27 protein-coding genes are annotated in these 24,690 nt (G+C 68.6%); 21 read left to right on the forward strand and 6 right to left on the reverse strand.

The genetic code is table 11. The features are described from left to right. Window positions 1-12 precede the first annotated feature (12 nt). The 12 genes from hrcA (at window position 13) to AC6CHX_RS01340 (ending at window position 10,080) form a co-directional block, all read left to right on the forward strand. Entirely contained in the window at window positions 13-1,044 is a 1,032-nt protein-coding gene (gene hrcA / locus AC6CHX_RS01285; protein WP_136041996.1) for a heat-inducible transcriptional repressor HrcA, read from the forward strand. A 37-nt stretch (window positions 1,045-1,081) separates the two neighbouring features. Then, complete coding sequence (gene dnaJ / locus AC6CHX_RS01290) at window positions 1,082-2,197, forward strand: molecular chaperone DnaJ (RefSeq protein WP_498271356.1); 1,116 nt, start codon at window positions 1,082-1,084, stop codon at window positions 2,195-2,197. Window positions 2,198-2,199: 2 nt separating this feature from the next. Next, window positions 2,200-2,928, forward strand: a complete 729-nt coding sequence (locus AC6CHX_RS01295; RefSeq protein WP_498271357.1) for a 16S rRNA (uracil(1498)-N(3))-methyltransferase — start codon at window positions 2,200-2,202, stop codon at window positions 2,926-2,928. Between the two features lie 63 nt (window positions 2,929-2,991). After that, on the forward strand, window positions 2,992-3,342 hold the full coding sequence (locus AC6CHX_RS01300; RefSeq protein WP_498271358.1) for an HIT domain-containing protein: 351 nt from the start codon (window positions 2,992-2,994) through the stop codon (window positions 3,340-3,342). Window positions 3,343-3,421: 79 nt separating this feature from the next. Then, window positions 3,422-4,447, forward strand: a complete 1,026-nt coding sequence (locus AC6CHX_RS01305) for a PhoH family protein (RefSeq protein WP_498272012.1) — start codon at window positions 3,422-3,424, stop codon at window positions 4,445-4,447. Beyond that, window positions 4,444-4,902 carry an rRNA maturation RNase YbeY gene (ybeY, locus tag AC6CHX_RS01310; RefSeq protein WP_029261717.1) on the forward strand — a complete coding sequence of 153 codons (459 nt, stop codon included), beginning with the start codon at window positions 4,444-4,446 and terminating at the stop codon, window positions 4,900-4,902. Before AC6CHX_RS01305 ends, ybeY begins: the two co-directional genes overlap by 4 nt. Then, complete coding sequence (locus tag AC6CHX_RS01315; RefSeq protein WP_136042000.1) at window positions 4,899-6,194, forward strand: hemolysin family protein; 1,296 nt, start codon at window positions 4,899-4,901, stop codon at window positions 6,192-6,194. Before ybeY ends, AC6CHX_RS01315 begins: the two co-directional genes overlap by 4 nt. Then, window positions 6,187-7,083 carry a GTPase Era gene (gene era / locus AC6CHX_RS01320; RefSeq protein ID WP_168429529.1) on the forward strand — a complete coding sequence of 299 codons (897 nt, stop codon included), beginning with the start codon at window positions 6,187-6,189 and terminating at the stop codon, window positions 7,081-7,083. The genes AC6CHX_RS01315 and era overlap by 8 nt, the downstream gene beginning before the upstream one ends. A 54-nt stretch (window positions 7,084-7,137) precedes the next feature. Then, window positions 7,138-7,665: an RNA polymerase sigma factor gene (locus AC6CHX_RS01325; protein WP_498271359.1), complete on the forward strand. Its 528-nt coding sequence runs from the start codon at window positions 7,138-7,140 to the stop codon at window positions 7,663-7,665. Beyond that, window positions 7,658-8,638 carry a hypothetical protein gene (locus tag AC6CHX_RS01330; protein WP_498271360.1) on the forward strand — a complete coding sequence of 327 codons (981 nt, stop codon included), beginning with the start codon at window positions 7,658-7,660 and terminating at the stop codon, window positions 8,636-8,638. Before AC6CHX_RS01325 ends, AC6CHX_RS01330 begins: the two co-directional genes overlap by 8 nt. Next, window positions 8,635-9,108, forward strand: coding sequence for a hypothetical protein (locus tag AC6CHX_RS01335; RefSeq protein WP_498271361.1), 474 nt, complete (start codon window positions 8,635-8,637; stop codon window positions 9,106-9,108). Before AC6CHX_RS01330 ends, AC6CHX_RS01335 begins: the two co-directional genes overlap by 4 nt. Window positions 9,109-9,123: 15 nt before the next feature. Then, complete coding sequence (locus tag AC6CHX_RS01340) at window positions 9,124-10,080, forward strand: quinone oxidoreductase family protein (RefSeq protein WP_498271362.1); 957 nt, start codon at window positions 9,124-9,126, stop codon at window positions 10,078-10,080. Window position 10,081: 1 nt separating this feature from the next. Here AC6CHX_RS01340 and AC6CHX_RS01345 read toward each other — a convergent pair whose 3' ends face one another. Then, the gene (locus tag AC6CHX_RS01345; protein ID WP_498271363.1) at window positions 10,082-10,729 is read right to left on the reverse strand and encodes a hypothetical protein; all 648 of its coding nucleotides are present in this window, start codon (window positions 10,727-10,729) and stop codon (window positions 10,082-10,084) included. Window positions 10,730-10,922: 193 nt separating this feature from the next. On the opposite strand from AC6CHX_RS01345, the gene leuA reads away from it, so the two are divergent. Beyond that, a complete protein-coding gene (gene leuA / locus AC6CHX_RS01350; protein ID WP_498271364.1) occupies window positions 10,923-12,677 on the forward strand; it encodes a 2-isopropylmalate synthase in 1,755 nt (584 codons plus the stop codon). Window positions 12,678-12,735: 58 nt separating this feature from the next. Here leuA and AC6CHX_RS01355 read toward each other — a convergent pair whose 3' ends face one another. Next, the gene (locus AC6CHX_RS01355) at window positions 12,736-13,107 is read right to left on the reverse strand and encodes a VOC family protein (protein WP_498271365.1); all 372 of its coding nucleotides are present in this window, start codon (window positions 13,105-13,107) and stop codon (window positions 12,736-12,738) included. Window positions 13,108-13,174: 67 nt separating this feature from the next. On the opposite strand from AC6CHX_RS01355, the gene AC6CHX_RS01360 reads away from it, so the two are divergent. After that, a complete protein-coding gene (locus tag AC6CHX_RS01360) occupies window positions 13,175-13,906 on the forward strand; it encodes a TetR/AcrR family transcriptional regulator C-terminal domain-containing protein (RefSeq protein WP_498271366.1) in 732 nt (243 codons plus the stop codon). 9 nt (window positions 13,907-13,915) lie between these two features. On the opposite strand, the gene AC6CHX_RS01365 is transcribed toward AC6CHX_RS01360, so the two are convergent. After that, on the reverse strand, window positions 13,916-14,614 hold the full coding sequence (locus tag AC6CHX_RS01365; RefSeq protein WP_136042010.1) for a trimeric intracellular cation channel family protein: 699 nt from the start codon (window positions 14,612-14,614) through the stop codon (window positions 13,916-13,918). Between the two features lie 34 nt (window positions 14,615-14,648). Here AC6CHX_RS01365 and recO point away from each other — a divergent pair, with 34 nt between their 5' ends. Beyond that, on the forward strand, window positions 14,649-15,392 hold the full coding sequence (gene recO / locus AC6CHX_RS01370) for a DNA repair protein RecO (RefSeq protein WP_376106438.1): 744 nt from the start codon (window positions 14,649-14,651) through the stop codon (window positions 15,390-15,392). Beyond that, window positions 15,389-16,192, forward strand: a complete 804-nt coding sequence (locus AC6CHX_RS01375; protein ID WP_498271367.1) for an isoprenyl transferase — start codon at window positions 15,389-15,391, stop codon at window positions 16,190-16,192. Before recO ends, AC6CHX_RS01375 begins: the two co-directional genes overlap by 4 nt. Here the strand turns inward: AC6CHX_RS01375 and AC6CHX_RS01380 are convergent. Further along, on the reverse strand, window positions 16,132-16,743 hold the full coding sequence (locus tag AC6CHX_RS01380) for a P-loop NTPase family protein (protein ID WP_498271368.1): 612 nt from the start codon (window positions 16,741-16,743) through the stop codon (window positions 16,132-16,134). The two genes, AC6CHX_RS01375 and AC6CHX_RS01380, sit on opposite strands and share 61 nt — an antisense overlap. A 70-nt stretch (window positions 16,744-16,813) precedes the next feature. Between AC6CHX_RS01380 and AC6CHX_RS01385 the strand changes: the two genes are divergently transcribed. Next, window positions 16,814-17,488, forward strand: coding sequence for a DsbA family oxidoreductase (locus tag AC6CHX_RS01385; protein WP_029261732.1), 675 nt, complete (start codon window positions 16,814-16,816; stop codon window positions 17,486-17,488). Between the two features lie 68 nt (window positions 17,489-17,556). Here the strand turns inward: AC6CHX_RS01385 and AC6CHX_RS01390 are convergent, their stop codons facing one another. Together AC6CHX_RS01390 and AC6CHX_RS01395 are read right to left on the reverse strand one after the other, a co-directional pair. Next, window positions 17,557-18,753, reverse strand: coding sequence for a metallophosphoesterase family protein (locus AC6CHX_RS01390; protein WP_498271369.1), 1,197 nt, complete (start codon window positions 18,751-18,753; stop codon window positions 17,557-17,559). A gap of 170 nt (window positions 18,754-18,923) precedes the next feature. Continuing rightward, window positions 18,924-19,418: a glutathione peroxidase gene (locus tag AC6CHX_RS01395; RefSeq protein ID WP_400858419.1), complete on the reverse strand. Its 495-nt coding sequence runs from the start codon at window positions 19,416-19,418 to the stop codon at window positions 18,924-18,926. Window positions 19,419-19,477: 59 nt separating this feature from the next. Between AC6CHX_RS01395 and dusB the strand changes: the two genes are divergently transcribed. Genes dusB through AC6CHX_RS01415 form a run of 4 tightly spaced genes read left to right on the forward strand, consistent with a single transcriptional unit; the run spans window position 19,478 to window position 24,676 of the window. Then, window positions 19,478-20,632, forward strand: a complete 1,155-nt coding sequence (dusB, locus tag AC6CHX_RS01400; protein ID WP_029261735.1) for a tRNA dihydrouridine synthase DusB — start codon at window positions 19,478-19,480, stop codon at window positions 20,630-20,632. Then, window positions 20,622-22,007 (forward strand): deoxyguanosinetriphosphate triphosphohydrolase, encoded by a 1,386-nt coding sequence (locus AC6CHX_RS01405; protein ID WP_498271370.1) that lies wholly within the window; start codon window positions 20,622-20,624, stop codon window positions 22,005-22,007. Before dusB ends, AC6CHX_RS01405 begins: the two co-directional genes overlap by 11 nt. Continuing rightward, complete coding sequence (dnaG, locus tag AC6CHX_RS01410) at window positions 22,007-23,866, forward strand: DNA primase (protein ID WP_136042017.1); 1,860 nt, start codon at window positions 22,007-22,009, stop codon at window positions 23,864-23,866. Before AC6CHX_RS01405 ends, dnaG begins: the two co-directional genes overlap by 1 nt. Before the next feature lie 36 nt (window positions 23,867-23,902). Beyond that, entirely contained in the window at window positions 23,903-24,676 is a 774-nt protein-coding gene (locus tag AC6CHX_RS01415) for an ATP-binding cassette domain-containing protein (protein WP_136042018.1), read from the forward strand. Window positions 24,677-24,690: the final 14 nt, after the last annotated feature.

Here is a 24,690-nt window from a genome sequence, read left to right on the forward strand (position 1 = left end):
AAGGGAAGGGCGATGGTCACAGAGCGAGGACTCCAGGTTCTCCGCGCGATCGTGCAGGACTACGTCGAGACCCACGAGCCCGTCGGCAGCCGCTCCATCGTCGACCGGCACTCCTTCGGCGTCTCAGCGGCGACGATCCGCAACGACATGGCGCTGCTCGAGGACGAGGAGCTCATCACGGCTCCGCACACCTCGTCCGGTCGGGTGCCGACCGACAAGGGCTACCGCGTCTTCGTGAATCACCTGGCGCAGTTGCGGCCGCTCTCGTCGGCCCAGCGCTCGGCGATCGAATCGTTCCTCGGTGAGCCCGCCGACCTCGACGATCTGATGGTGCGCACCGTGCGGGTGCTGACGCAGCTCACCGGTCAGGTCGCGCTCGCGCAGTACCCGTCGTTCGCGCGGGCTCATGTCACGCACGTCGAGCTGGTCGCACTGGCGCCCAACCGACTCCTCATCGTGCTGGTGACGGACGCCGGCGGTGTGTCGCAACGCGTGGCGCTGCTGCCGGAGGCCATCGACGAGGCCGAGATGGCGGTGCTGCGTGCACGCATGGCCGCCTTGATCACCGGCCACGGCATCGGCGAGGCCTCCGACCGGCTCCAGACCCTGCTGGCCGCGGAAGACGCTCCGAAAGACCTCGTGCTGCGCGCGATCGCGAGCGTCGTCATGGATGAGCTCGGCGGGTTCCGACAGGAGCGTCTGGTGATGGCAGGAGCGGCCACGCTGGCCCGCCGTGAGCAGGACTTCCGCGGCAGCATCCATCCGCTCCTCGAGGCCATCGAGGAGCAGGTGACGCTGCTGCGGCTGATGAGCGAGATGGTGACCGACGAGCACGGGCTCGCCGCCAGCATCGGCACCGAGAATGCGCCGTTCGGTCTGGGCGAGGCATCTATCGTCGCAAGCAACTACGCCGCACCCAGCGGCACCGCGCGCGTCGGCGTGATGGGGCCGACGCGGATGGACTACCCGAGCAACCTCGCTGCGGCGCGGGCCGTCGCCCGCTACCTGTCGCGGATGCTCGACGAAGACGAGGCCGGCCGCTGACGCGGTCGCGCCGGAAGACACACGCAGAAAGGCGATTGTGGCGGACCACTATGAGGTTCTCGGGGTGTCCCGAGACGCTTCCACCGACGAGATCAAGAAGGCGTATCGACGCCTCGCGCGACAGCTGCACCCGGACGTGAATCCCGGTGAGGATGCGGCGGAGAAGTTCAAGCTCGTCACGCACGCGTACGACGTGCTGAGCGACGACGAGTCACGGCGCCGCTATGACATGGGCGGGGGAGACGGCGCTGCCGGCAACTTCGGCGGATTCGGCGGTTTCGGCGACATCTTCGAGACGTTCTTCGGCGCGTCCCAGGGCGGCGGTCGCGGGGCGCGACCCCGCTCGCGCAGGGAGCGCGGCCAGGACGCGCTCGTCCGTGTCACGCTCGACCTCGGCGACGTCGTGTTCGGTGCGCACCGCGACATCGACGTCGACACCGCGGTGCTGTGCGAGACGTGCAACGGCTCCTGCTGCCAGGAGGGGACCTCCCCGGTCACCTGCGACATCTGCGGCGGCTCCGGTCATGTGCAGCGCCAGGTGCGCAGCCTGCTCGGCAACGTCGTCACCTCCCAGCCCTGCGGCACCTGCGAGGGCTACGGCACCACCATCCCGTTCCCGTGCGGCACCTGCGGCGGCCAGGGTCGCGTGCGTTCGCGTCGCACGGTCTCGCTCGACATCCCAGCCGGCGTCGAGACCGGTCTGCGCCTCCAACTGCCCGGCTCGGGAGAGGTCGGCAAGGCGGGCGGCCCCAACGGCGACCTCTACGTCGAGGTCACGGTCAACGCCCACCCCGCCTTCAGCCGGGAGGGCGACGACCTGCTGGCCACGCTCGAGGTGTCGATGACCGACGCGATCCTCGGCACCGAGACCACGATCCAGGGACTCGACGGCGAGGTCGATCTCGAGATCCGTTCCGGCGTGCAGTCCGGGGACGTCCTGACCATCAAGGGGAGGGGCATCACCCCGCTCCGCGGCACCCAGCGCGGAGACCTCCGCGTGGGCGTGCAGGTGCTGACACCGACCAAGCTCGACTCCGCGCAGCGCGCGCTGATCGAGGACTTCGCGAAGAAGACCAAGGCACCGGATCCGCAGCTCGCGCAGTTCCAGCCCGGGCTCTTCTCGAAGCTCCGCGACCGTTTCCGCAGCCACTGATCATGGCACTGCACTTCCTCGTGGAGTCCTCGGCGGGTGCCGGAGTCGGCGATCTCGTGTCGCTGACGGGCGCGGAGGCGAAGCATGCGGCCGTCGTGCGGCGGCTGCGCGTCGGCGAAGCGGTCACGGTCGGCGACGGCGCGGGTGTGTGGCTGACCGGTGCGGCCGAAGAGGTCTCTCCGACCCGTGTCGAGGTGCGCATCTCCGACCGCGTCGAGCATCCGGCTCCGAGCCCGCGAATCATCCTGATCCAGGCGCTCGCGAAGGGCGACCGCGATGAGCTGGCCGTGCAGGCGGCGTGCGAGCTCGGGGTCGACGAGATCGTGCCGTGGCAGGCGAGTCGCAGCGTGTCACGGTGGGAGGGTCCGAAGGCGGTGAAGGGCCGCGAACGGTGGGCGACCATCGTGCGCGAGGCCGCGAAGCAGGCCCATCGGGCCTGGGTGCCCGAGGTCACCGCCCCCGTCTCGACGAAGCAGCTCGCCGAACGGGCGGCTTCGCAGCGGATGCTGCTGCTCGATCCGACGGCCTCCGTGCGTCTCTCCGAGATCGAGGCTGACGGTCGTGATCTGGTGCTGGTCGTGGGGCCGGAAGGCGGGATCGCCGAGGAGGAGCTCGACCGGCTGACGGCGGCGGGGGCGGAACGCGTGCTCCTCGGAGACACGGTGCTGCGGACGTCCACGGCGGGCCCGGCGGCGATCGCCGTGCTGTCGGTGGCGCTCGGCCGCTGGTGAGCTCGGTTCCGGCTGTGGAGGCCCCAGGGCGCCACGGACGCCGCGATCAGTAGACTTGAGCGCATGACGGAACCCTCGATCTTCACGCGCATTCTGAACGGGGAGATCCCTGCCGAGATCCTCGGCGAGACCGATCGCCTGTTCGCGCTGCGCGACATCGCCCCGCAGGCGCCGGTGCATCTCCTCGTGGTCCCGAAGACCGCGGAGTACCGCGACGTCACAGAACTCGCCGCGGGGGATCCGTCGCTGCTGGCCGAGATGGTGGCATTCGCCGGGAAGCTGGCCCAGGAGCACACCGACGACGGCGACTTCCGCCTCGTCTTCAACACCGGCGCGAACGCCGGACAGACCGTTTTCCACGTCCATGCCCATGTGCTGGCCGGGGGATTGACCGAGAAGAGCGTCGGTGCCTGACAACAACGAACCGCAGGAGCGCAGCCTGGGCGGTCGACCGCCCGAGGCGGTCGAGAAGATCTATGCCGACGGCGTCGCCATGGTGCAGCTGCTCGGACCACAGGACCGTCTGCTGCGGATGCTCGAGAAGGAGCACCGCGATGTGCAGGTGCTCGTGCGCGGCAACGAGATCACCCTCGGCGGAGACGCGGCTGCGGTCGCGAAGGCGAAGGCCCTCGTCGAAGAACTGCTCGCCATGACGAGAGCCGGCCATGATCTGGCTCCGAGCGACGTCTCCAGCTCTGCGCGCATGCTGCGCCAGGAGGGCGGTCCGCGGCCGAGCGAGGTCCTGGGCGAGGCGATCCTGACCACGCGCGGCAAGGTGATCCGTCCGAAGACGCTCGGGCAGAAGGAGTACGTCGACGCGATCGAGGAGAACACGATCGTCTTCGGCATCGGCCCTGCCGGTACCGGCAAGACCTACCTGGCGATGGCGAAGGCCGTGCAGGCGCTGCAGCGCAAGGAGGTCACGCGCATCATCCTCACCCGTCCGGCCGTCGAGGCGGGCGAGCGGCTCGGGTTCCTTCCCGGGACGCTGACCGACAAGATCGATCCGTATCTCCGACCGCTGTACGACGCGCTCAACGAGATGATGGACCCCGAGATCGTGCCGCGCCTCATGGCGACGGGGACCATCGAGGTCGCGCCCCTCGCCTACATGCGCGGGCGCACGCTCAACGACTCGTTCGTGGTGCTCGACGAGGCGCAGAACACCACGCCCGAGCAGATGAAGATGTTCCTCACGCGCCTCGGCTTCGGCACGCGCATGGTCGTGACGGGAGACATCACCCAGGTCGACCTCCCGCAGGGCTCCTCCGGACTCCGTCTGGTCACGCGCGTGCTCGACGGAATCGACGACATCCACTTCTCCCGACTCACCAGCGACGACGTCGTCCGCCACTCGCTGGTCGGACGCATCGTCGACGCATACAGCGAGTACGACGAGAAGCGCACATCACAGCGATTCGAGCGCGAGCAGGCGGCGGAGTTCGCCAACCGCGCCGACCGCAGGGGAGCGCAGCGCCCCGGACCACGCGACCGCATGCCGAAACGAGGACTCTCATGATCGAGATCAACAACGAGTCGGCCATCGACGTCGACGAGACCGTGCTGCAGCGGCTCACGGACTACAACCTGGCGCAGCTGCACGTCAGCCCGGATGCCGAGGTCGCGATCGTCCTCGTCGACGAGGGTGCGATGGAGGCCCTCCACGTGCAGTGGATGGACGAGCCCGGTCCCACCGACGTGCTCAGCTTCCCCATGGACGAGCTGCGTCCGGGTACGGAGGACCGCCCCACCGCTCCCGGACTCCTCGGCGACATCGTGCTGTGCCCGCAGGTGGCGGAGGCGCAGGCTCAGGCCGCGCGTCACACCCTGATGGATGAGCTGATCCTGCTCACCACCCATGGTCTGCTGCACCTTCTCGGATTCGATCACGCCGAGCCCGACGAGGAGCGTGAGATGTTCGGACTGCAGAAGGAACTGATCCAGGGCTTCGCCGCGGCTGAACGTCGCCGATGACGGCCGCCCTCCTTCTCGTCGCCGCCGTCCTGTTGGTGGCGTTCGGCGGTCTCATGGCCGCGATCGATGCCGCCTACGGGGTCGCTTCCCGCGCGAATCTCGCGGACATGGCGACCGAGGGGCGCCGGGCCAAGGCACTGGGGCGCATCGCCGCCGACCTGGACGCGCATGTCAACGCGGTCGCGTTCATCCGCGTGCTCGCCGAGGTGACCGCTGCGGTGCTGGTCACCGTCGCTTTCACGATGCTCATCGACAACAACTGGTGGGCGATGCTCGCCGCCGCGCTGCTGATGACGGCGATCACGTTCGTGCTCGTCGGCGCGAGCCCTCGGTCTTTCGGTCGTCAGCACGCGGAGGGCATGATCCGCGGCACCGCCTCGATCGTCCGCGGACTCCGCATCTTCCTCGGACCGCTCGCCCAGGCACTCGTCGTGCTGGGCAACAGGGTCACGCCCGGCACGGGCCGCAGCTCCTTCGCCAGCGAGGACCAGCTGCTCAGCATGGTCGATGAGGCCGCGTCGAACGACCTCATCGAGGAGGACGACCGAGACCTCATCCACTCGGTGTTCGACTTCACCGACCAGTTCGTCCGCGCCGTCATGGTGCCGCGCACCGAGATGGTGACCGTCGATGCCACCGCGACCACGGACGAGGCGATGTCGCTGTTCCTGAACCGCGGCGTCTCCCGGATGCCCGTCGTGGACGATGACGCCGATGACGTCGTCGGCGTGCTCTACCTCAAGGACCTCGTGCAGTTCGCGTATCGCGACGACAGTGCCTGGCGCGCCGCGTCCATCCGGCCGATCGCGCGACCGGCGACCTTCGTGCCGGAGTCGATGCGGGCCGAGACGCTGCTGCAGCAGATGAAGCGCGACGCCGTGCACGTATGCCTGGTGATCGACGAGCACGGCGGCATCTCGGGCCTCGTGACGCTCGAGGATCTGATCGAGGAGCTCGTCGGCGAGATCTCCGACGAGTACGATCAGGTATCCGCAGAGTTCGTCGATCTCGGTCACGGACGTTACCGCGTGAGTGCCCGTCTCTCCCTGGAGGACGTGGGCGATCTCTTCGGCCTCGAGCTCGAGGACGAGGACGTCGACTCGATCGGCGGTCTGCTCGGCAAAGCGCTGGGACAGGTTCCGCAACCCGGGGCGACGGCGACGGTGGAGGGCCTGGTCCTCACCGGAGGAGCCTCTCGCGGCCGTGGTCGCGGGATCGCGACGGTGTTCGTGGAACGTGCGGCAGGAGACCCTGACGCTTCGCAGGATGAAGGAGATCGACACGATGACTGACGACACCCGAAGCGGATTCGTGACCTTCGTCGGCCGCCCCAACGTCGGAAAGTCGACGCTGACGAACGCGCTCGTCGGCGAGAAGATCGCCATCACCAGTGAGAAGCCGCAGACCACCCGTCGCGCCATCCGCGGCATCGTGAATCGCCCCGAGGGACAGCTCGTCATCGTCGACACGCCGGGCATCCACAAGCCGAGGACACTGCTCGGCGAGCGGCTGAACGACCTGGTGGAGCAGGTGCTCGGCGACGTCGACGTGATCGGCTTCTGCGTACCGGCGAACGAGAAGGTCGGACCGGGCGATCGCCGTATCGCCGCGTCGCTCGACGGCTATCCGCGCGCCAAGAAGATCGCGATCGTGACGAAGACCGATGTCGCGGCCCGCGACGAGATCACCGAGCGTCTGCTGGAGGTCGATGCGCTGCGCGAGGACTGGTCCGCGGTGATCCCGCTGTCCGCACTGACGAGGGATCAGCTCGACGTCCTGTCCGATGAGATCCTGCTGCTGATGCCGAAGGGCCCCGCCCTGTATCCGGAGGGCATCACGACCGACGAGTCGCAGGAGGACCGCATCGCCGAGATGATCCGCGAGGCGGCTCTCGAAGGGGTCCGCGACGAGCTGCCGCACTCGATCGCGGTCGTGATCGACGACATCGCGCCGCGCGAGGGCACCGATCTCACCGACGTGCACGCGTCGATCGTCGTCGAGCGCGACAGCCAGAAGGCGATCATCATCGGGCACAAGGGCAAGCGGCTCAGCGAGGTCGGCGCGCGTGCCCGCGTCGGCATCGAGGCGCTGCTCGGCACCCGTGTGTTCCTCGGTCTGCATGTCAAGGTCGCGAAGGAATGGCAGCGCGACCCGAAGCAGCTCGGCCGGCTCGGCTTCTGAGATGAGGCCCGGTCACACGTCGATGGCGGCGGGAAGGCTGCCGACCCCGCAGACATGAGCTTCCGCAGCGATGACCCGAATCCGCTGCGGAACGAGGTCTTCACACGAGTCTTCGACGCTCACTGGGCGGCGGTCCGGCACCACGTCGAGGGCGTCGTCGGCGACGAGGAGGAAGTCACCGAGATCGTCTCCGAGGTGTTCCTGCACGCCTGGTCGCGATTGCGACCGGCGCGACCGCCCGGTCGCGTCTGGCTGCTCCGCGCCGCTGATCGACGTCTGCGCTCTCGCTCGCGTCGTTCTTCGACGCCGAACTGCGCCGTCGACGCCGTGCACGGTGGAGTGACCGACGCCGACGAACAGCCGGGACCGGCAGGTCGCTCGGAGGTCGTTCGTGCTTTGGGTGTCCTCACTCCAGCCCAACGGCGTATCATCATGCTCACGTACTGGGATGGACTCGCGGTGGGGGAGATCGCGGAGTTGTTGCGCGCTTCTGAGTTCCGGGTACGCAAGACGCTGGGCATCGCGCAGAACCGTCTGCGCGATGAGCTGGGCCTGGAGGGGCTGATAACGGGTGATGACTGACAACGCCGTGCTCGAGCGGATGCTGATCGAAGCCGACCCTGCGCCGACGCCCCGTGATGCGCCACCCGATGCCCGTGCTCTCGCGACCCGCGACCGCATCCTCCGAAACGACGTGGCACCGAAGCGCCGGCGGGCGCAGACACTCGGCTGGGCCGGCGGGCTCACGGCCGTCGCCGCCTCCACCGCTTTGGTGATCGGGGTGCTCTCTCCGCAGGGTGCCGCCGTCGCGGGCACCCCCGCACCGCTCGAATTCAGTGGATCGAGCACGGTCGCTCAGATTGTCGACGACGCGGAGACAGCTCTCGCCGAGACGCCGGGGCCGACAGCGCCGATGCGAACAGTCAGGACTGCCTCCTGGGGCTTCCAGGTCGACGTCGACGCGAAGACGACGACGGTCGTTCCGCAGCTCTCGACCCTCGTGTGGGAACCGGACGGCTCCGGGCGGATGACCATCGTCGCGGGAGTGCCGTATGACCCTTCCGACGCGGTCGCCAGCAATGCCGCCGAGGTCTCGAGCAGCGGCGAGGTCGTCACCGATCTGGTGATGGAGCCGGGGGATTTCGATACTCCTTGGACGACGGTGCCCGGCGAGACACGTGACGACATGGTGGCGATGCTTGAGGCGTTCGGGATGCCGGCGGATCCCACCGCGTACGACGTCGGGCTGGCGCTCACGTCGGTCCTCGATCAGTGGACCCTGACCGACGCCCAGCACCAAGAGCTGCTTCTCCTGCTCGAGGAGGCCGCCTCCGGTGAGGCTCTCGGGAACACGACCGACCGACTGGGGCGTGCGGTGACCGGTGTCCGGGTCCAGTCCCCGGACGGCGCCGTGAGCGACCTCGTCCTGGTGTCGCGCGATACCGGGCGGATCGTGGGCGTCGAGCGCACGGTGTTGAAGGCCGATGACATGTTCCCCGCAGGCGCGATCATCTCGTATCAGATGTGGGATCTCGATGAGGAGACCGTGCGATGAGACGCAGCTCTCTGCTGGCGGTCGCCGTGCTCGGGATGGTCATGACGCTCGGGACAGTCCCCGCCATGGCCGCCGTTGAGGACGAGCGCGAGGTCGATCCCCTGGTCGCGGCGGTACTCGATGAGGTGCCGGGCGGGATCCTCATCGACGGGCGGCACGCGGTATGGCCCAAGCTCGGCATGGAACTCACCGTCCCCGCCTCGTCGGGGATGGCAGCGTGGTCGGTGGGCAGCTGCACCACCGGCAGGATCTGCGCCTACAACAGCACGTCGCTCGGTGGAGCGGCTCTCACGTTCGGCACCTGCGCCGTGCACACGATCCCGTCGAGTTTCGCGGTCAAGTCCGCTGCCAACGCGCGCAGCATCGGATACGTGCAGGTGCGCAACGGCTCGACCGTCCTGAAGACCGTGCCCGCCGGGAGCTGGAGCAACGTCTCCGGCACGGTCACCAACCTGCGCTGCCTCCTCTGAGCGGTGTCGCCGTCGATGTCGTCGGGAGAACTGCCGCTGGCGAAGCACTGGGTGGCGACCGCGCCGGGCCCGCCGGATTCGTGGGAGTTCGTCGAGGAGCGCCTGTCGGCACCCGGGCGCGGTGAGGTCACGATCCGGGTGTACGCGGCCGGCGTGAATCCTGCGGACGCGAAGCACGTCGCCTCCCGCCGCCCCGGCCTCGAGTTCCCTGTGCCGATCGGGTACGAGGTGTCCGGCGTGCTCAGCGCGGTCGGCCCGGACACCCGGATCGGCTCCGGTTCCGCGGCGATCGGAGACGAAGTCGTCGCGTTCCGGGTGCGCGGTGGTTACGCGACAGAGGTCACGGTCCCGGCGGAGAAGGTGTTCGCGAAGCCGTCCACGCTCACGCACCCGGAGGCGGCGAACCTGCTTCTCGTCGGCACCACTGCGGCCGAGATGCTGGCGGTCACCGGGGCAGCGCCGGGGGAGACCGTCATCCTCCACGGCGCCTCGGGGGCCGTCGGCGTGAGCGTCCTGCAGCAGGCTCGGCTCCGCGACATCCGGGTGATCGGCACCGCGAGCAGCGATCGGTTCGACGAGGTACGGCGGTTCGGGGGAGAGCCCGTCCGCTACGGTCCGGGGCTCGCCGACCGGGTCCGGATGGTCGCGGACGTGCCGGTCGTCGCGGCGCTCGATGCCGTCGGCACCGACGAGGCCGTCGACGTGTCCCTCGACCTCGTCGCCGATCGCCGTCGCATCGTCACGATCGCCGCGCTGGGGCGCGCAGAGGCCGAGGGGATCCTGGCGATCGCCGGGTCGATGCCCGCCAGTGCCCGGTTCCGCGACGAGGTGCGCAGCGAGCTGATCGCGCTCGCGCAGAACGGCGACCTCGTGGTGCCGGTCGCCCGGACGTTCCCCCTCACCGAGGCACGCGACGCCCATCGACTGCTGGCGTCCGGCCACCCCGGCGGAAAGCTCGCCCTGATCCCGTAGGTCAGTCGATCTCGCGCAGGGTCGACTCCACGACCACCACACCGTCGCCGTACTCGGCATCCATCGCATCCTGGATCGTGCCGTCGTCCCAGATGACCTGCAGCCAGACGTATCCACGCTCGGTCCAGACGGTGAGTGCATCCGCCCCGAGGCGGGCGGAGATGTCGTCCTGGACCCTGGTCAGCTCGTCCTCCGGCGTCGAGCCTTCGACGCCGCCCGTCGGATCCTCGGGAGCGACCGTGTCGTACAGCGCGAGCATGATCGGCGGGTCGGTCCGGGTGAGCCGCTCGCCGTCGTACGTGGCATAGACGGCGTATTCGCCCCACGTCGTGTCACCGCTGGTCTCGCTGCCATCCACACCGTCCCAGGTCCACTCGTCCAGCGGCACGCCGGAGCACTGCGGTGGGTAGGACTCCATGACCGCCCCCGTGCACAGCGCGACGTCGCCCGCGTCATCCAGCACGGTGCCCACCGCGATGACGCGCCCCTCCGGCGGCTCGGGATGCGCGTCCTCGAGGCGCTGGTCCGAGGGGACGGTCGTGCTCGTCGGGGCCGCCGAGCTGCCGGGTCCCGCCGTGCAGGCACTCAACGTGAGGAGTCCGACGGCGGATGCCACGGCGAGGATCAGGCGACGCTGCGATGTGCTCATACGGGGGAGTGTCTGCGAGCGCCTGATCGTCTCAGACACGTCGAAACCGCCCGCATATGCCTGCTAGCATGACCACATGCCTTTCGGCGGTCTGCTTCTTCTTAGCTGCCGCGACGAGTCCTAAAGCTAGGGCCTTCCTCGTCGCGGCGCTTGTGTTGGCCCGTTCATCTTGACGAAGAGAAGAAGCCCCATCATGCAGAACACTCAGCGCCCGTCCGCGATGCCGATCCACAAGTACCGGCCGTTCCACGAGCAGATCTCCGTCCACCTGCCTGACCGCACCTGGCCCGACGCCCGCATCACCGAGGCGCCGCGGTGGTGCGCCGTCGACCTCCGCGACGGCAACCAGGCTCTCATCGACCCCATGTCGCCCGAGCGCAAGCGGGTCATGTTCGAGCTGCTCGTCAGCATGGGCTACAAGGAGATCGAGGTCGGCTTCCCCTCGGCGAGCCAGACGGACTTCGACTTCGTGCGCCAGCTCATCGAAGAGAACCTGATTCCCGACGACGTCACCATCCAGGTGCTGACCCAGGCGCGCGAGCACCTGATCGAGCGCACCTACGAGTCCATCGCCGGCGCCAAGCAGGCCATCGTGCACCTGTACAACTCCACGAGCGTGCTGCAGCGCGAGGTCGTGTTCCGCACCGACAAGCAGGGCATCGTCGACATCGCACTCGAGGGCGCGCGCCTGTGCCGCAAGTTCGAGAAGACGATCCCGGACACGAAGGTCTACTACGAGTACTCGCCCGAGAGCTACACCGGCACCGAGCTCGAGTTCGCCGTCGACATCTGCAACCAGGTGATCGAGGTCTTCGAGCCGACCCCCGACCGCAAGGTGATCATCAACCTGCCGGCCACGGTCGAGATGGCTTCGCCGAACGTCTACGCCGACTCGATCGAGTGGATGAGCCGTCACCTGAACCATCGCGAGAACATCATCCTCTCGCTGCACCCGCACAACGACCGCGGCACCGCCATCGCCGCCGCCGAGCTCGGCTACATGGCGGGCGCCGACCGCATCGAGGGCTGCCTGTTCGGCAACGGCGAGCGCACGGGCAACGTCGACATCGTCGCGCTCGGCATCAACCTGTTCACCCAGGGCATCGATCCGCAGATCGACTTCAGTGACATCGACCAGGTCAAGCGCACGGTCGAGTACTGCAACCAGCTGCCCGTGCCCGAGCGCAGCCCGTGGGCCGGCGACCTCGTCTTCACCGCGTTCAGCGGATCGCACCAGGACGCCATCAAGAAGGGCTTCGAGGCGATGGAGGCCCGGGCGAGCGCCGAGGGCGTCACGGTCGACGAGATCGAATGGGCGGTCCCGTACCTGCCTGTCGACCCGAAGGATCTGGGTCGCTCGTACGAGGCGGTCATCCGCGTCAATTCGCAGTCCGGCAAGGGCGGCGTCGCGTACCTGCTGAAGTCGGATCACGCGATCGATCTTCCGCGCAAGCTGCAGATCGAGTTCTCCGGTGTCGTGCAGGCCAAGACGGATGCCGAGGGCGGCGAGGTGACGTCCGACCAGATCTGGTCGATCTTCAACGACGAGTACCTGCCCGCCGACGACTCTGCGGCCAAGTGGGGGCGGTTCGAGCTGCTCGCGACCCAGACCCGCAGCGACATGTCCGGTGACGTGGTGCTCGACGTGGTGCTGCGCGACGACGACCAGCAGGTCTCGGTGTCGGGCAACGGCAACGGCCCGGTGGCGGCGTTCGTCGAGGTGCTGCGCGGTCAGGGCTTCGACATCACGGTGTACGACTACGTCGAGCACGCTCTCAGCGCCGGCGGCGACGCGCAGGCGGCCGCGTACGTCGAGCTGCAGGTCGGCGTCCAGCGGCTGTGGGGCGTCGGCATCGACGGTGACATCTCGACGGCATCCCTCAAGGCGATCGTCTCGGGCGTCAACCGCTCGATCCGCGCGCGTCAGCCGGAGCTCGCAGCAGTCTGACGGTGCGCATGCGAACGCCCCCTCGGTGACGACCGAGGGGGCGTCCGTCGTCACCTGCTCACACCCACTGGACGAGCTGCCAGACGAGGCCGTTCGGGTCGGCGAACTGGCAGTAGCGCTCACCCCATGGCTCGGTCTCCGGCGGAGTGATGACGCGTGCGCTCGTCGCGATGCGGGCGAACTCCGCATCGATGTCCTCGACGACGAACACGAGCAGTGTGCCCTGCCCTGCCGAGCCGGCGATCTCCTGAGGCCGGAACGTCTGCAGCCCGGTCTGCAGGAAGATGAGGTTCGGCGCGTCCGGGTGCTGCAGGGAGACGAAGCCCTCGGCGGACATGGCCTCCTCGAATCCGAAGTGGGTCTTCGCGAAAGACGCCGAGGCGGCGACGTCGGGGACGTTGAGCGAGATGGCGGTCTGGATGATGTTCACGGTGTCTCCTGTCTAAACTACGTACAACGTACATGGTTAAGTCGCCGCGTGAGAGGATTATTCCGACATGGCCAAGAATCTGGTGGATCTCCTCTGGCGGGATGACTCGGCTGCCGCCGGCGGGCGGCGCGGTCCCCGGGCGCGGCATTCGACGGCGGAGGTCGTCTCGCGCGCGATCGAGCTCGCCGATCGCGGAGGCCTGGCTACCGTGACGATCCGCGCCCTCGCGCAGTCGCTCGAGCTCCCGCCGATGTCGATCTACACGCATGTCAACAGCCGCGATGACCTGCTGGTGCTGATGGTCGATCAGATGCACGCACGGATGATCGTGCGGCCGGTCGTGGGAGCCGGATGGTCCGATCGCGTGCGCGCCGTGGCCGAGGACAACCTCGATCTGTTGCGCGGGCACACCTGGTTGGTCGACATCGCGGACCAGCGTGCCGCGCTCGGACCCGGCACGATCGCGAAGTACGACCGCGAGCTGCACGCGTTCGATGAGACCGGGCTGGGGGACGTGGAACGCGACGCCGCCCTGTCGTTCGTCCTGGACTTCGTGCGTGCCGCGGCGAGCCGGATGCGGGAGAACTCCGAGAAGGAGCAGCTCGGCGCTTTCTGGGCGGAGGCGGGACCGCGTCTGTCGACCCACCTCGGGGAGGAGCACCCGCTCGCGCAGTCCGTCGGTCGGGCCGCGGGCGAATCCCTGGGCGCCGCCTACGACGCCGATGCCGCCTGGGAGTTCGGCCTGGCCCGGGTGCTCGACGGCCTCCGCACCCTCATCGAGGAGCGGACTGGGTCCTGATCCCGAGGCTCAGCTGTCGGCGCGGGGCTTGACGATCGCGATGGCGCCCGTCTCGGCCGCGACCTTGCGTCGATAGATGCGGCGCTGCTCCGGGAGGGAGACATCGAACGTGACGGCGAGGATGCGGATCACGGTCGTCACGGCGATGCCGACGACCGCGGCGATCGTGATGGGCATGCCCAGCGCCACGGCGATGACGATGAACGTGCACCCGGCACCGGCCGCGACGGCATAGAGGGAGCCGACGTGCATGATCGCGGTCGGCAGCCCCATCAGCATGTCGCGGAGCACGCTGCCGCCGACGGCCGCGCAGACCCCGATGAACACCGCGGGCACCTCGGGGATGCCGAAGGCCAGGGCCTTGCTGGTCCCGAACGCACCGAACATCCCGATGACCACCGCATCGAGGACGACGATCGCGGTGTTCAGGCGGGTGAACAGACCCGCGAGGAGCATGCCGAGGAGTGCCGCACCCGCCGCCGTGACGAGATACCACTGGTTCTGCAGGGTGGCCGGGGTCTGCCCGAGCAGGATGTCGCGGATGAGACCGCCGCCCATCCCGATCATGATGCCGATGATCGCGACGCCCAGCCAGTCGAGGCGTCGTTGGCCCTGGAACCCCGATGCGAACATCGCGCCCTGGACCCCGCCGAGGCCGACGCCGAGCAGGTCCGCCCACAGCGGAATGGTGAAGAGCGGTTCGGTCACCCGACCATTCTTCCGTACGGAGGATAATCGAGGGGTGCCCACCTACCGAGACGAAGCGGTGATCCTGCGCACTCACAAGCTCGGTGAGGCGGATCGCATCGTCACCATGCTCTCGCGGCGCCACGGCAAGGTCCGCGCGGTCGCGAAGGGGGTGCGCCGCACGTCGTCGAAGTTCGGCGCCAGGCTCGAGCCGTTCATGGTCGCCGACGTGCAGCTGTATCAGGGGCGCTCGCTCGACATCGTGCAGCAGGCGGAATCGCTCGGCTCCTACGGCACGGACATCGCGGCGCACTATGACCGGTTCACCGCGGCGAACGCGATGGTGGAGACCGCCGACCGGCTGAGTGACGCCGAGGCCACCCCCGATCAGTACCTGCTCCTCGTGGGCGGGCTGAGGGCGCTGTCGCGCGGAGAGCACGTCGCGCGCAGCATCCTGGACTCCTATCTCCTGCGGGTCATGTCCCTCTCCGGATGGGCGCCCTCCCTCGATGAATGCGCGCGCTGTGGCACGCCGGGCCCGCACTCCCGGTTCGTCGCGCAGCTGGGCGGGCTGGTGTGCACGAACTGCGCCCCGGCCGGCAGCCCGCGCGTCGCCGAGAAGACGCTGACCCTGCTCCGTGCCTTGATCTCGGGGGAGTGGGACGTCATCGACGCGTCCCCGCACGCCGACACGGCAGCCGCGTCCGGACTCGTCTCCGCCTACGCCCAATGGCACCTGGAGCGCGGCATCCGCTCGCTCGCCCATGTGTCGGACATCTCGTCGGAAGGACCACGATGAGCCCGAAGCCCTACACGCACAAGGATGCGGTGCCCTATCGCCCGCTGGATTGGACGGGCGTGCGCCCGCCGGCGTTCCGGGCCGTGCCTGAGCACGTCGCGATCGTGATGGACGGCAACGGGCGCTGGGCCAACCGTCGGGGGCTCAACCGGATCGAAGGGCACAAAGCGGGCGAGGAGGTGCTGCTCGACGTCGTCGCCGGTGCCATCCAGGCCGGTGTGAAGCATCTCTCCGTGTACGCGTTCTCGACCGAGAACTGGGCGCGCTCTCCCGAGGAGGTGCGCTTCCTCATGGGTTACAACCGCGATGTGCTGCACCGCCGCCGCGACCAGCTCAACGAATGGGGGGTGCGCATCCGCTGGGCCGGCCGCAAGCCCCGTCTCTGGGGCAGCGTCATCAAGGAGCTGCAGCACGCGGAGCAGCTCACCCGCGGCAACGACGTGCTCACCCTCACTATGTGCGTCAACTACGGCGGCCGGGTCGAGCTCGTCGACGCGATGCGGGCCATCGCCGAGGACGTCGCCGCCGGTCGGGTGAAGCCGAAGGCCATCACCGAGAAGATGATCCGCCGGAACCTGTACGTGCCGGACATGCCCGACGTCGACCTGTTCCTGCGAAGCTCGGGGGAGCAGCGCACCTCGAACTTCCTGCTGTGGGAGTCGGCGTACGCCGAGATGGTCTTCCTCGACACCCTGTGGCCGGACTTCTCGCGGGAGGAGCTCTGGCGCGCGATCGACATCTACCTGTCGCGGGACCGTCGCTTCGGCGGGGCGATCGACACCCCGGACGCTCCCGCCTGAACCCGGAGCCACCGCTCGGTCTCGCGGGGATCCCGGAGTCGGACGACCGTGAGGTGCGGGAAGCGCAGGGTGTAATCCGGCATCCGCTCGGCCCAATGCCCGAGGGTCTTGGTCTGCCACGCCAGGATGTTCTCCTCGGGATCTCCGCGGAACATCTGCCAGACGGGCTTCTCGACATTGCCGTTCCACATCCGCGTGCGGAGGATGCTGCGCCTCAGTGTGCGCCGCACCAGGCGGGACCGCACCACGCGGTACGGGTAGTCCAGCCAGATCGCGAGGTCGGCACGCGGCGTGATGATCTCGTCGGTGCCCTTGCTCGTGTACTGCCACTCGGTGACCCAGCGGTCCTCGGACGCGAAGGAGCGGACGTCGTCGAGGAACTCGGGCCGCGGAGTCCAGTCCGGCCCGTGGAACAGGCCGTCGATCTCGACGTGGCGCAGCCCCCACACTCCGGCGACGCGGCGCGCGAGAGTCGTCTTGCCGGAGCCCGTGACACCGGCGATCAGGACCCGCTCGGGCCGGAAGGGAAGCGGGTCGGCGGCGGTGAGCATCCGAGAATCCTACCGATGTCGCCCCCGCTGCCTCGGAATAGCTCGGAGGCGCATGCGGTTGGATGAAAGTGTGACTGAACCCATCTCCATCGACATCTGGTCCGACATCGCCTGCCCCTGGTGCTACATCGGCAAGCGCAACCTCGAGAAGGGTCTCGAAGCGGTCGCTGCCGACGAGGACGCGCCGCAGGTCAACATCACCTTCCACTCGTTCGAGCTGTCGCCCGACACCCCGGTCGACTTCGACGGAGACGAGATCGACTTCCTCGCTGGCCACAAGGGCATGCCGCGGGAGCAGGTCGAGCAGATGCTGTCGAACGTGACCGGTGTCGCGGCGAACGCGGGGCTCGAGTACCGTTTCGACATCCTGCAGCACACCAACACCGTGAAGGCGCACGAGCTGCTGCACTTCGCGAAGGCCGAAGGGCTGCAGCACGAGATGGAGGAGCGGCTCATGTCCGCCTACTTCACCGAAGGCAAGCACGTCGGGCGTATCGACGACCTCGTAGCCCTCGCGGCCGAGGTGGGGCTCGACGCCGACCGCGCCCGCACCGCGCTCGAGAGCGAGCAGTACCTCCCGGCCGTGCGTCAGGATCAGGCGCAGGCACGGGCCTACGGCATCCAGGGAGTGCCCTTCTTCGTCGTCGACGGCCAGTACGGCATCAGCGGTGCACAGCCGCCCGCCGCGTTCGAGAACGTGATCCGCGACCTGTGGGCCAAGAGGGACGAACCCGTCGAAGCCTGAGAGCCACGGCACGCTCCACACACGACGCCGGGGACCCGAACGGGTCCCCGGCGTCGTGTGTGTGAGGGTCAGACCCGCTGCTGGCGCGGGGCGAGGGGCAGTGGCTCCATGGGCTGGTCGTTCGCCGTGAGGTCGATGCCGAGTTCGCGCGCGTAGACGACGCGGGTGGCGATCGTCACCTCGTCACCCGCCTCCTTGAGCTCGAACACCCGACCGCCGCGCATGCGGTTGCGCTCTGCGCCATCGAGACCGTATGCGCCGAAACCGGTGCCGGGGGCATAGCCGAGCATGACGCCGTAGTAGTCGCCCACGTAGTCATTGATGTGGTCGTGGCCGACGAACACGCCCTTCACGTCGCCGCGCTCGAGGATCGCGTTGAACATCCCCGAGTTGAACGGACCGGGGCACTCGTCTTCGTTGCGCTCACCGACGATGGCGTGCCGGGCCCTGCCGCGCGCGGCATCGGCCTCCGTGCGGGTGTCCACGCCGCCCCACCACATGAAGCGGTGCTCCCACAACGCGATGTGCAGGAACATCAGCCCCGGCACCTTGCGCCCGCGACGCTGTTCGAGACGCTGCGACTGCTCGCGGTACCAGGCCACCTGGTCCATCCGCAGCCAGTCCCAGGTCGGGTATCCGGCGAAGTCCTGGCCATCGATCGTGCCGGGGGCGTAGCGCCCCGAGTCCATCAGCCACAGCGCGAAAGCCTCGCGGTTCTTCCGGGCGGCCGAGCCGATCGACACGATCGTGTTGCTCGTGCCCGTCACGCCCCGCGTGCTCTCGGCATTCACGTTGTACTCGTACGAGCGGTAGATCTTCAGCATCCCCGCCTCGTCCACGCCCGACTGCGGGAGCGAGTCCTCGTCGTGGTTGCCGTACGTGACCGCCCAGGGGATGCGCCGGGATTCCATCGGCGTGACGACGTTGTTGATCGCCTGCTTCACGGCGAGCCGGGTCTCGCAGCCGCCGGTGATCACATCGCCGTTGATGACGACGAAGTCGGGTTTCTCCTGATCGAGCACCTTCTCCATCAGTTCGACCGTGCGGCGGTCGGTGAGTTCATCGTCTTGCGTGTCGTTGAACTGCACCACCTTGAAGGTCCCGTCGGCGCGGAACCGCAGACCGCGGCCGGCTCCGGCGCCCGCCGGGGCGATGTCCGGGGCCGCGGCTGCGGAGGCGGTACCGAGGGGCAGGGCGGTTCCGAGAGCGCCGAGCGCTCCGGCGGTGAGGACGGTGCGCCGGCTGATCGGCAGACGGTCGGGCATGCGTGGTCTCCTTCGTCTTCGGGCGATGTTCGCCGCGGTGAGACTAGGGAGGCCAGATGGCGTCGGGCTGACGCGGAGGTGAACGAGCCCCGTGTTCGCCCGCAGATCAGGGGAGCGCGCGGCTTACGCGGAGGTGAACCGCGCCGACCCCGCTCTCGCTCCGTCGTGACTTAGCGGGTCAGTGCTGCTTCGATCGCGCTGACGATCTCGGGGGCGTCCGGCTTCTGCTTCGGACGGAAGCGCAGGACGTCGCCGTCGGGCAGCACGAGGAACTTCTCGAAGTTCCACTCGACCCGCCCGGCCTTGCCGCCCTGGTCCGGGGTCTCCTTGAGCGCCTTGTAGAGCTCTGACGCGTTCTTGCCGTTCACCTTGACCTTGTCGTTGACGGGGAAGGTGACGCCGTAGGTCGTCGAGCAGAACTCGAGGATGTCGTCGACGGAACCCGGCTCCTGGCCGAAGAACTGGTTGCAGGGGAAGCCGACGACGGTGAAGCCGCGGTCCCCGTACAGGCGCTGCAGCTCCTCGAGCTGCTCGTACTGCGGGGTGAGTCCGCACTTGGACGCCACGTTGACCACCAGCACCACGTCGGCGCCGAGATCGTCGAGCGTCTTCTCCTCGCCCTTGGCGTCGGTGAACGGGATCGAACGGAGCGCGGAATCGGTCATATTCACAGCTTAGGTCGCCGCATCCCTCCGGGCTCCGCGTCTGGGAGAATGGAGAGGACATGACTCTCGCCACCGCCCCCGCCCGCCCCCTTCGCATCGGCCCGATCGACCTCGACGTGCCGGTCGTCCTCGCACCCATGGCGGGTATCACCAACACCGCCTTCCGGCGCCTGTGCCGCGAGTACGGCGCCGGACTCTACGTGAGCGAGATGATCACCTCGCGCGCGCTGGTCGAGCGCAACGAGACGACCATGCGGCTGATCCGGCATCACGAGTCCGAGACGCCGCGGTCCATTCAGCTCTACGGTGTCGACCCGAAGACGATCGCCGAGGCCGTGCGCATCATCGTCGCGGAAGACCATGCCGACCACATCGATCTCAACTTCGGATGCCCGGTGCCGAAGGTCACCCGCCGCGGCGGGGGAGCAGCGCTGCCGTGGAAGTCGAAGCTGTTCGCCGACATCGTCGACCAGGCGGTCAAGGCAGCGGGTGACGTGCCGCTCACGGTGAAGATGCGCAAGGGAATCGACAAGGATCACCTGACGTTCCTCGACGCCGGGCGCGCGGCGGAGGATGCCGGTGCAGCCGCCGTGGCCCTGCACGCGCGCACCGCGGGCGAGTTCTACTCCGGGCACGCCGACTGGAACGCGATCGGCGAGCTGAAGCAGGCCGTCACGAGCATCCCCGTGCTGGGCAACGGCGACATCTGGTCCGCCGACGATGCCGTGCGCATGATGGCGCAGACCGACTGCGACGGTGTCGTGGTCGGACGCGGCTGCCTCGGACGCCCGTGGCTGTTCGGTGAGCTCGCCACCGCCTTCGGTGGCGAGGGCAAGACGGTCGACGCCACGCTCGGGTTCGTCGCGAACGCCTTCCGTCGGCATGCCGAGCTGCTGGTCGAGTTCTTCGAAGACGAAGATCGCGGGTGCCGTGACATCCGCAAGCACGTCTCCTGGTATTTCAAGGGATACCCGGTCGGTGGTGACATCCGCACCGGGCTCGCCACCGCGTCCAGCCTCGCGGAGATCGACGACTTCCTCGGGCGACTCGATCACACCGCTCCGTATCCCGGTGCGGATGCCGAGGGGCAGCGCGGACGTTCCGGGCACCCGAAGCGGACGGCACTGCCGGACAAGTGGCTGGAGTCGCGGGAGCTCGCCTCGTCGGCATCGGAGATGATGCGTGGAGCGGAGATCGAGAACAGTGGCGGTTGATCCTCAGGTCGGCCTGCGCGCCGACGGTTACGACGCGCGCGACGCCGAGCGCTTCTTCGCGGAGACCCATCGTTCGGAGCGCAACGACTTCGCGCGCGATCGTGCACGCGTGCTGCATTCCGCGGCTCTGCGTCGGCTCGCCGCGAAGACACAGGTGCTGAGCCCGGCCAGCACGGCCGACTTCGCCCGCAACCGCCTGACCCACTCGCTCGAGGTGGCGCAGGTCGGACGGGAGCTGGCGGTCGCTCTCGGCGTCTCGGCCGATGTGGTCGACACCGCCTGCCTGAGCCACGACCTGGGCCACCCGCCGTTCGGACACAACGGCGAGCGGGCGCTCAACGAATGGGCGGAGCCGATCGGCGGCTTCGAGGGCAACGCCCAGTCGCTGCGCATCCTCTCCCGGCTCGAGGCCAAGGTGCTCGACGACGATGACCGATCGGTCGGACTGAACCTGACCCGCGCCAGCCTGGACGCGACGTGCAAGTACCCGTGGACGGTCGACAGCCCGGTGCCCGACCCCGGCGGGCGGCTCAAGTTCGGCGTGTATCCCGAGGACGAGGCCGTCTTCCGGTGGATGCGCGAGGGAGCCCCCGGACGCCTGCGCTGCATCGAGGCCGAGATCATGGATCTCTCCGACGACATCGCGTACTCGGTGCACGACTTCGAAGACGCGATCGTCAACGGATACGTCGACGTGGCGCAGCTCGCCGATCCGAGCGCTCATGACGCGCTCCTCGGCCGCATCCAGCAGTGGGTGGGATACGACTTCACTCGCGACGAGCTGGCGGATGCGCTGTACCGCCTGTCGTCCCAGCCGATGTGGCTGGCGTCCTTCGACCGCTCGCGGCAGGCGCTCGCCCGGCTCAAGAACCTCACGAGCGACTTGATCGGCCGATTCGCCAAGGCCGCTGTCGCCGCCACCAAAGAGGCGTACGGAAGCACGGCTCTGGTTCGCTACAACGCCCACGTGATCGTGCCCCGGGTGATCGAGGTCGAGATCGCCGTGCTCAAGGGCATCATGGGGCAGGCCATCGTCACGATCGAGGCCCGCAAGGGGGTCTACAAGGAGCAGCGGCGTGTTCTGACGCGGCTCGCCGAGGCGCTCTGGTCGACCGACGCTCTGTGGTCCGCCGGATCCGACGTGCTCGAGCCCGCGTTCGCTGCCGACTTCATCGCGGCGGAGAGCGATGCCGAGCGTGCCAGGGTGGTCGTCGATCAGATCGCGAGCCTCACCGACCAGAGCGCGATCGACTGGCACAACCGGCTCGTGGGAGAGATCGATCCTGCCGAGGTCGGCATCTGGACTCCTCGTCATGCCCGACCCGGGGCTCGGGCGCACGCCGAGAGGCGGCCCGTCGCCGAAGGGGCGCACTGATGCCACGCATCCGGCAGGCCGACGTCGACGAGGTCAAGGCGCGCACGAACATCGCCGACATCGTCGGTGAGCGCGTCGCGCTGAAGTCGGCGGGCGTGGGTTCGCTCAAGGGGCTGTGCCCGTTCCACGACGAGAAGAGCCCGAGTTTCCACGTGCGCCAGCAGGTGGGGTACTACCACTGCTTCGGCTGCGGCGAGTCGGGTGACGTGTACTCGTTCCTGCGGGAGATGGACCATGTCAGCTTCACGGAGGCGGTCGAGCGTCTCGCCGGCCGCATCGGGTACACGCTGCACTACGAAGACGGGGGAGCGGCACCCGAGACCAGTGGGCGCAGTCGGCTCTATGCCGCGAACACCGCGGCCGCGGAGTTCTTCCGCGCGCAGCTGCTCACACCGGATGCCGAGGCCGGCCGCCGCTTTCTCGGGGAGCGCGGCTTCGATGCCGGAGCCGCCGCGCATTTCGGTGTCGGCTTCGCGCCGCGCGGCTGGGACGGCATGCTCAAGGCGCTCACCGCGCAGGGCTTCACACGTGAAGAGCTCAGCAACGCCGGCCTGGTCTCGACCGGACAGCGCGGCGTCTACGACCGGTTCCGCGGACGCCTGGTGTGGCCCATCCGCGACGTGTCGGGGCAGACGATCGGCTTCGGCGCGCGCAAGCTCTTCGACGACGACAACGGCCCGAAGTACCTGAACACCCCTGAGACCCCGATCTACAAGAAGGCTCAGGTGCTCTACGGGCTCGACCTCGCCAAGCGGGACATCGCGCGGGGCGACCCCCGCCGAGTCGTCGTGGTCGAGGGGTACACCGATGTGATGGCCTGTCACCTCGCCGGTCTCACCACCGCCATCGCGACGTGTGGCACGGCCTTCGGCACCGACCACATCAAGGTGCTGCGGCGTGTGATGGGTGATGACAACGCGTCCGGCGAGGTCGTCTTCACCTTCGACGGCGACGAGGCCGGCCAGAAGGCCGCGCTGCGAGCGTTTACGGAAGACGATCGGTTCAACGCGCAGACGTTCGTGGCGGTCGCGCCCGACGGGCTCGACCCGTGCGATCTGCGCCTCCAGCGCGGCGATGCGGCCGTGCGGGGTCTGATGGACACCAAACAGCCGATGTTCGAGTTCGCGATCGACCGCAAGCTGGGCGGTTTCGACCTCGCAACCGTCGAGGGGCGCGTCGGTGCGCTGAGGGCCGCGGCGCCGATCGTGGCCGAGATCCGCGATCAGCTTCTTCGTCCGGGGTACGAGCGTGTCCTGGCACGGCGACTCGGGATGGATCCGACGGAGGTGCGCAGCGAGGTCGAGCGGGCGGCGCGGGGCGGCTCCACGCCGCAGCATCCGCGTCGCGAAGTTCCGCAGGTCGATCCCGCGACCGGCGCGTCCGTCGTGGCGCCGGTCACCCTCGCGAGCCTTCCACGCACCCCCGATGTCGCCGTCGAGCGTGACGCGCTGATGGGCGCTCTGCAGTACGGGCATCAGGTCGATCAGGCACTCCTGAGCCGAGCGCTGGGCATGCCGTTCCGCACCCCCGGTCTCGACGCCGTGCGCGAAGCCGTGGCGTCGGCACCCGACCGCACCAGGGCCGGCTGGGTGACGGAGGCTGTCAACAGCGTCCGCGAGCCTTACCGTTCGCTGGCGGGTGAGCTGCTGATGACGCCTTTCCCCGCTCGCGACGAGGAGCGCGCCGTCGCTACCGTCGCCGACCTCGCCCGACGACTCGTCCTGCGTCAGCTCGAGCGTGACAAGCAGGAGCTTCTCGGCGCCGTGCAGCGGGTGCCGGCCGATTCCGACGGTGGCCGTGCGTTGCGGATGCGCCTGCGCGACATCGATGCCGAGCGCCAGAGGTTCGCCGAGTCGTAACGCCGACCGGCACCGCGAAGAAGGCAGGATGGACACATGTCCCGCAGGCCAGAATCCACGAACGCGATCGATTGCTCGGATCTGGTGATCGACCGTATCGGACACGGGATGCCGAACCGCGCCGTCGACGGCGTCACCTTCGCTCTCGCTCCCGGGGGACTGATCTGCGTCGCCGGTCCCACGGGATCCGGGAAGTCGACGCTGGTCGCCGCTCTCGCAGGTTCCACCGACCCCTCGGTGAAGGTCGTCGGCGGAAGCGCGCAGGTGTGCGGCGTCGATGTGCGCCGGCCGGGACGCAAACACCGCATCCTCACCTACCGCACCGGCTTCGTGCCGCAGGGGGCGGGGGCCGACCTGCCGCCGCGCTTGACCGTGAACGAGGTCATCGCCGAGCCGATCCTCGTCCGCGAGCGCAAGGTCAACACCAAGGCGCTCTCGATCCGTGTGGCGACGCTCCTGGACGAGTTGCACCTTCCCCTCGGCACCGCGGCCAAATTCCCGTACGAACTCAGCGCCGGGATGCGTCAGCGGGTCGCGATCGCGCGATCGTTCGTCCTGGAGCCGAAGGTTCTGATCGCCGACGAGATCCTCGCGAACCTCGATCTCGAAGTGCGGCCGGTGGTCTTCGACGCCATCACCCGACGCCGGAAGGAACAGGGGATGGCAGCGCTGCTCGTCACCAACGACGCGGACTTCATCCGCGAGCTCAACGCCGAGACGCTCATGCTGCGCGCCGGTCACGTGGTCGCCCGCGGCGTCGGACGCGACCTGCTGTGGGTGCCGAATGCGGAGTCGGATTCCCGCCGCTGAGAACGACACGCCCG

It is taken from the genome of Microbacterium sp. GQ128, assembly GCF_059758615.1.

Excerpts from the sequence above, each read along its gene's own strand:
- hrcA (WP_136041996.1), top strand. The coding sequence starts at position 13 with ATGGTCACAGAGCGAGGACTCCAGGTTCTCCGCGCGATCGTGCAGGAC.
- AC6CHX_RS01295 (WP_498271357.1), top strand. The coding sequence starts at position 2,200 with ATGGCACTGCACTTCCTCGTGGAGTCCTCGGCGGGTGCCGGAGTCGGC.
- AC6CHX_RS01300 (WP_498271358.1), top strand. The coding sequence starts at position 2,992 with ATGACGGAACCCTCGATCTTCACGCGCATTCTGAACGGGGAGATCCCT.
- AC6CHX_RS01305 (WP_498272012.1), top strand. The coding sequence starts at position 3,422 with ATGGTGCAGCTGCTCGGACCACAGGACCGTCTGCTGCGGATGCTCGAG.
- ybeY (WP_029261717.1), top strand. The coding sequence starts at position 4,444 with ATGATCGAGATCAACAACGAGTCGGCCATCGACGTCGACGAGACCGTG.
- AC6CHX_RS01315 (WP_136042000.1), top strand. The coding sequence starts at position 4,899 with ATGACGGCCGCCCTCCTTCTCGTCGCCGCCGTCCTGTTGGTGGCGTTC.
- era (WP_168429529.1), top strand. The coding sequence starts at position 6,187 with ATGACTGACGACACCCGAAGCGGATTCGTGACCTTCGTCGGCCGCCCC.
- AC6CHX_RS01325 (WP_498271359.1), top strand. The coding sequence starts at position 7,138 with ATGAGCTTCCGCAGCGATGACCCGAATCCGCTGCGGAACGAGGTCTTC.
- AC6CHX_RS01330 (WP_498271360.1), top strand. The coding sequence starts at position 7,658 with ATGACTGACAACGCCGTGCTCGAGCGGATGCTGATCGAAGCCGACCCT.
- AC6CHX_RS01335 (WP_498271361.1), top strand. The coding sequence starts at position 8,635 with ATGAGACGCAGCTCTCTGCTGGCGGTCGCCGTGCTCGGGATGGTCATG.
- AC6CHX_RS01340 (WP_498271362.1), top strand. The coding sequence starts at position 9,124 with ATGTCGTCGGGAGAACTGCCGCTGGCGAAGCACTGGGTGGCGACCGCG.
- AC6CHX_RS01345 (WP_498271363.1), bottom strand. The coding sequence starts at position 10,729 with ATGAGCACATCGCAGCGTCGCCTGATCCTCGCCGTGGCATCCGCCGTC.
- leuA (WP_498271364.1), top strand. The coding sequence starts at position 10,923 with ATGCAGAACACTCAGCGCCCGTCCGCGATGCCGATCCACAAGTACCGG.
- AC6CHX_RS01360 (WP_498271366.1), top strand. The coding sequence starts at position 13,175 with ATGGCCAAGAATCTGGTGGATCTCCTCTGGCGGGATGACTCGGCTGCC.
- AC6CHX_RS01375 (WP_498271367.1), top strand. The coding sequence starts at position 15,389 with ATGAGCCCGAAGCCCTACACGCACAAGGATGCGGTGCCCTATCGCCCG.
- AC6CHX_RS01380 (WP_498271368.1), bottom strand. The coding sequence starts at position 16,743 with ATGCTCACCGCCGCCGACCCGCTTCCCTTCCGGCCCGAGCGGGTCCTG.
- AC6CHX_RS01390 (WP_498271369.1), bottom strand. The coding sequence starts at position 18,753 with ATGCCCGACCGTCTGCCGATCAGCCGGCGCACCGTCCTCACCGCCGGA.
- AC6CHX_RS01395 (WP_400858419.1), bottom strand. The coding sequence starts at position 19,418 with ATGACCGATTCCGCGCTCCGTTCGATCCCGTTCACCGACGCCAAGGGC.
- dusB (WP_029261735.1), top strand. The coding sequence starts at position 19,478 with ATGACTCTCGCCACCGCCCCCGCCCGCCCCCTTCGCATCGGCCCGATC.
- dnaG (WP_136042017.1), top strand. The coding sequence starts at position 22,007 with ATGCCACGCATCCGGCAGGCCGACGTCGACGAGGTCAAGGCGCGCACG.
- AC6CHX_RS01415 (WP_136042018.1), top strand. The coding sequence starts at position 23,903 with ATGTCCCGCAGGCCAGAATCCACGAACGCGATCGATTGCTCGGATCTG.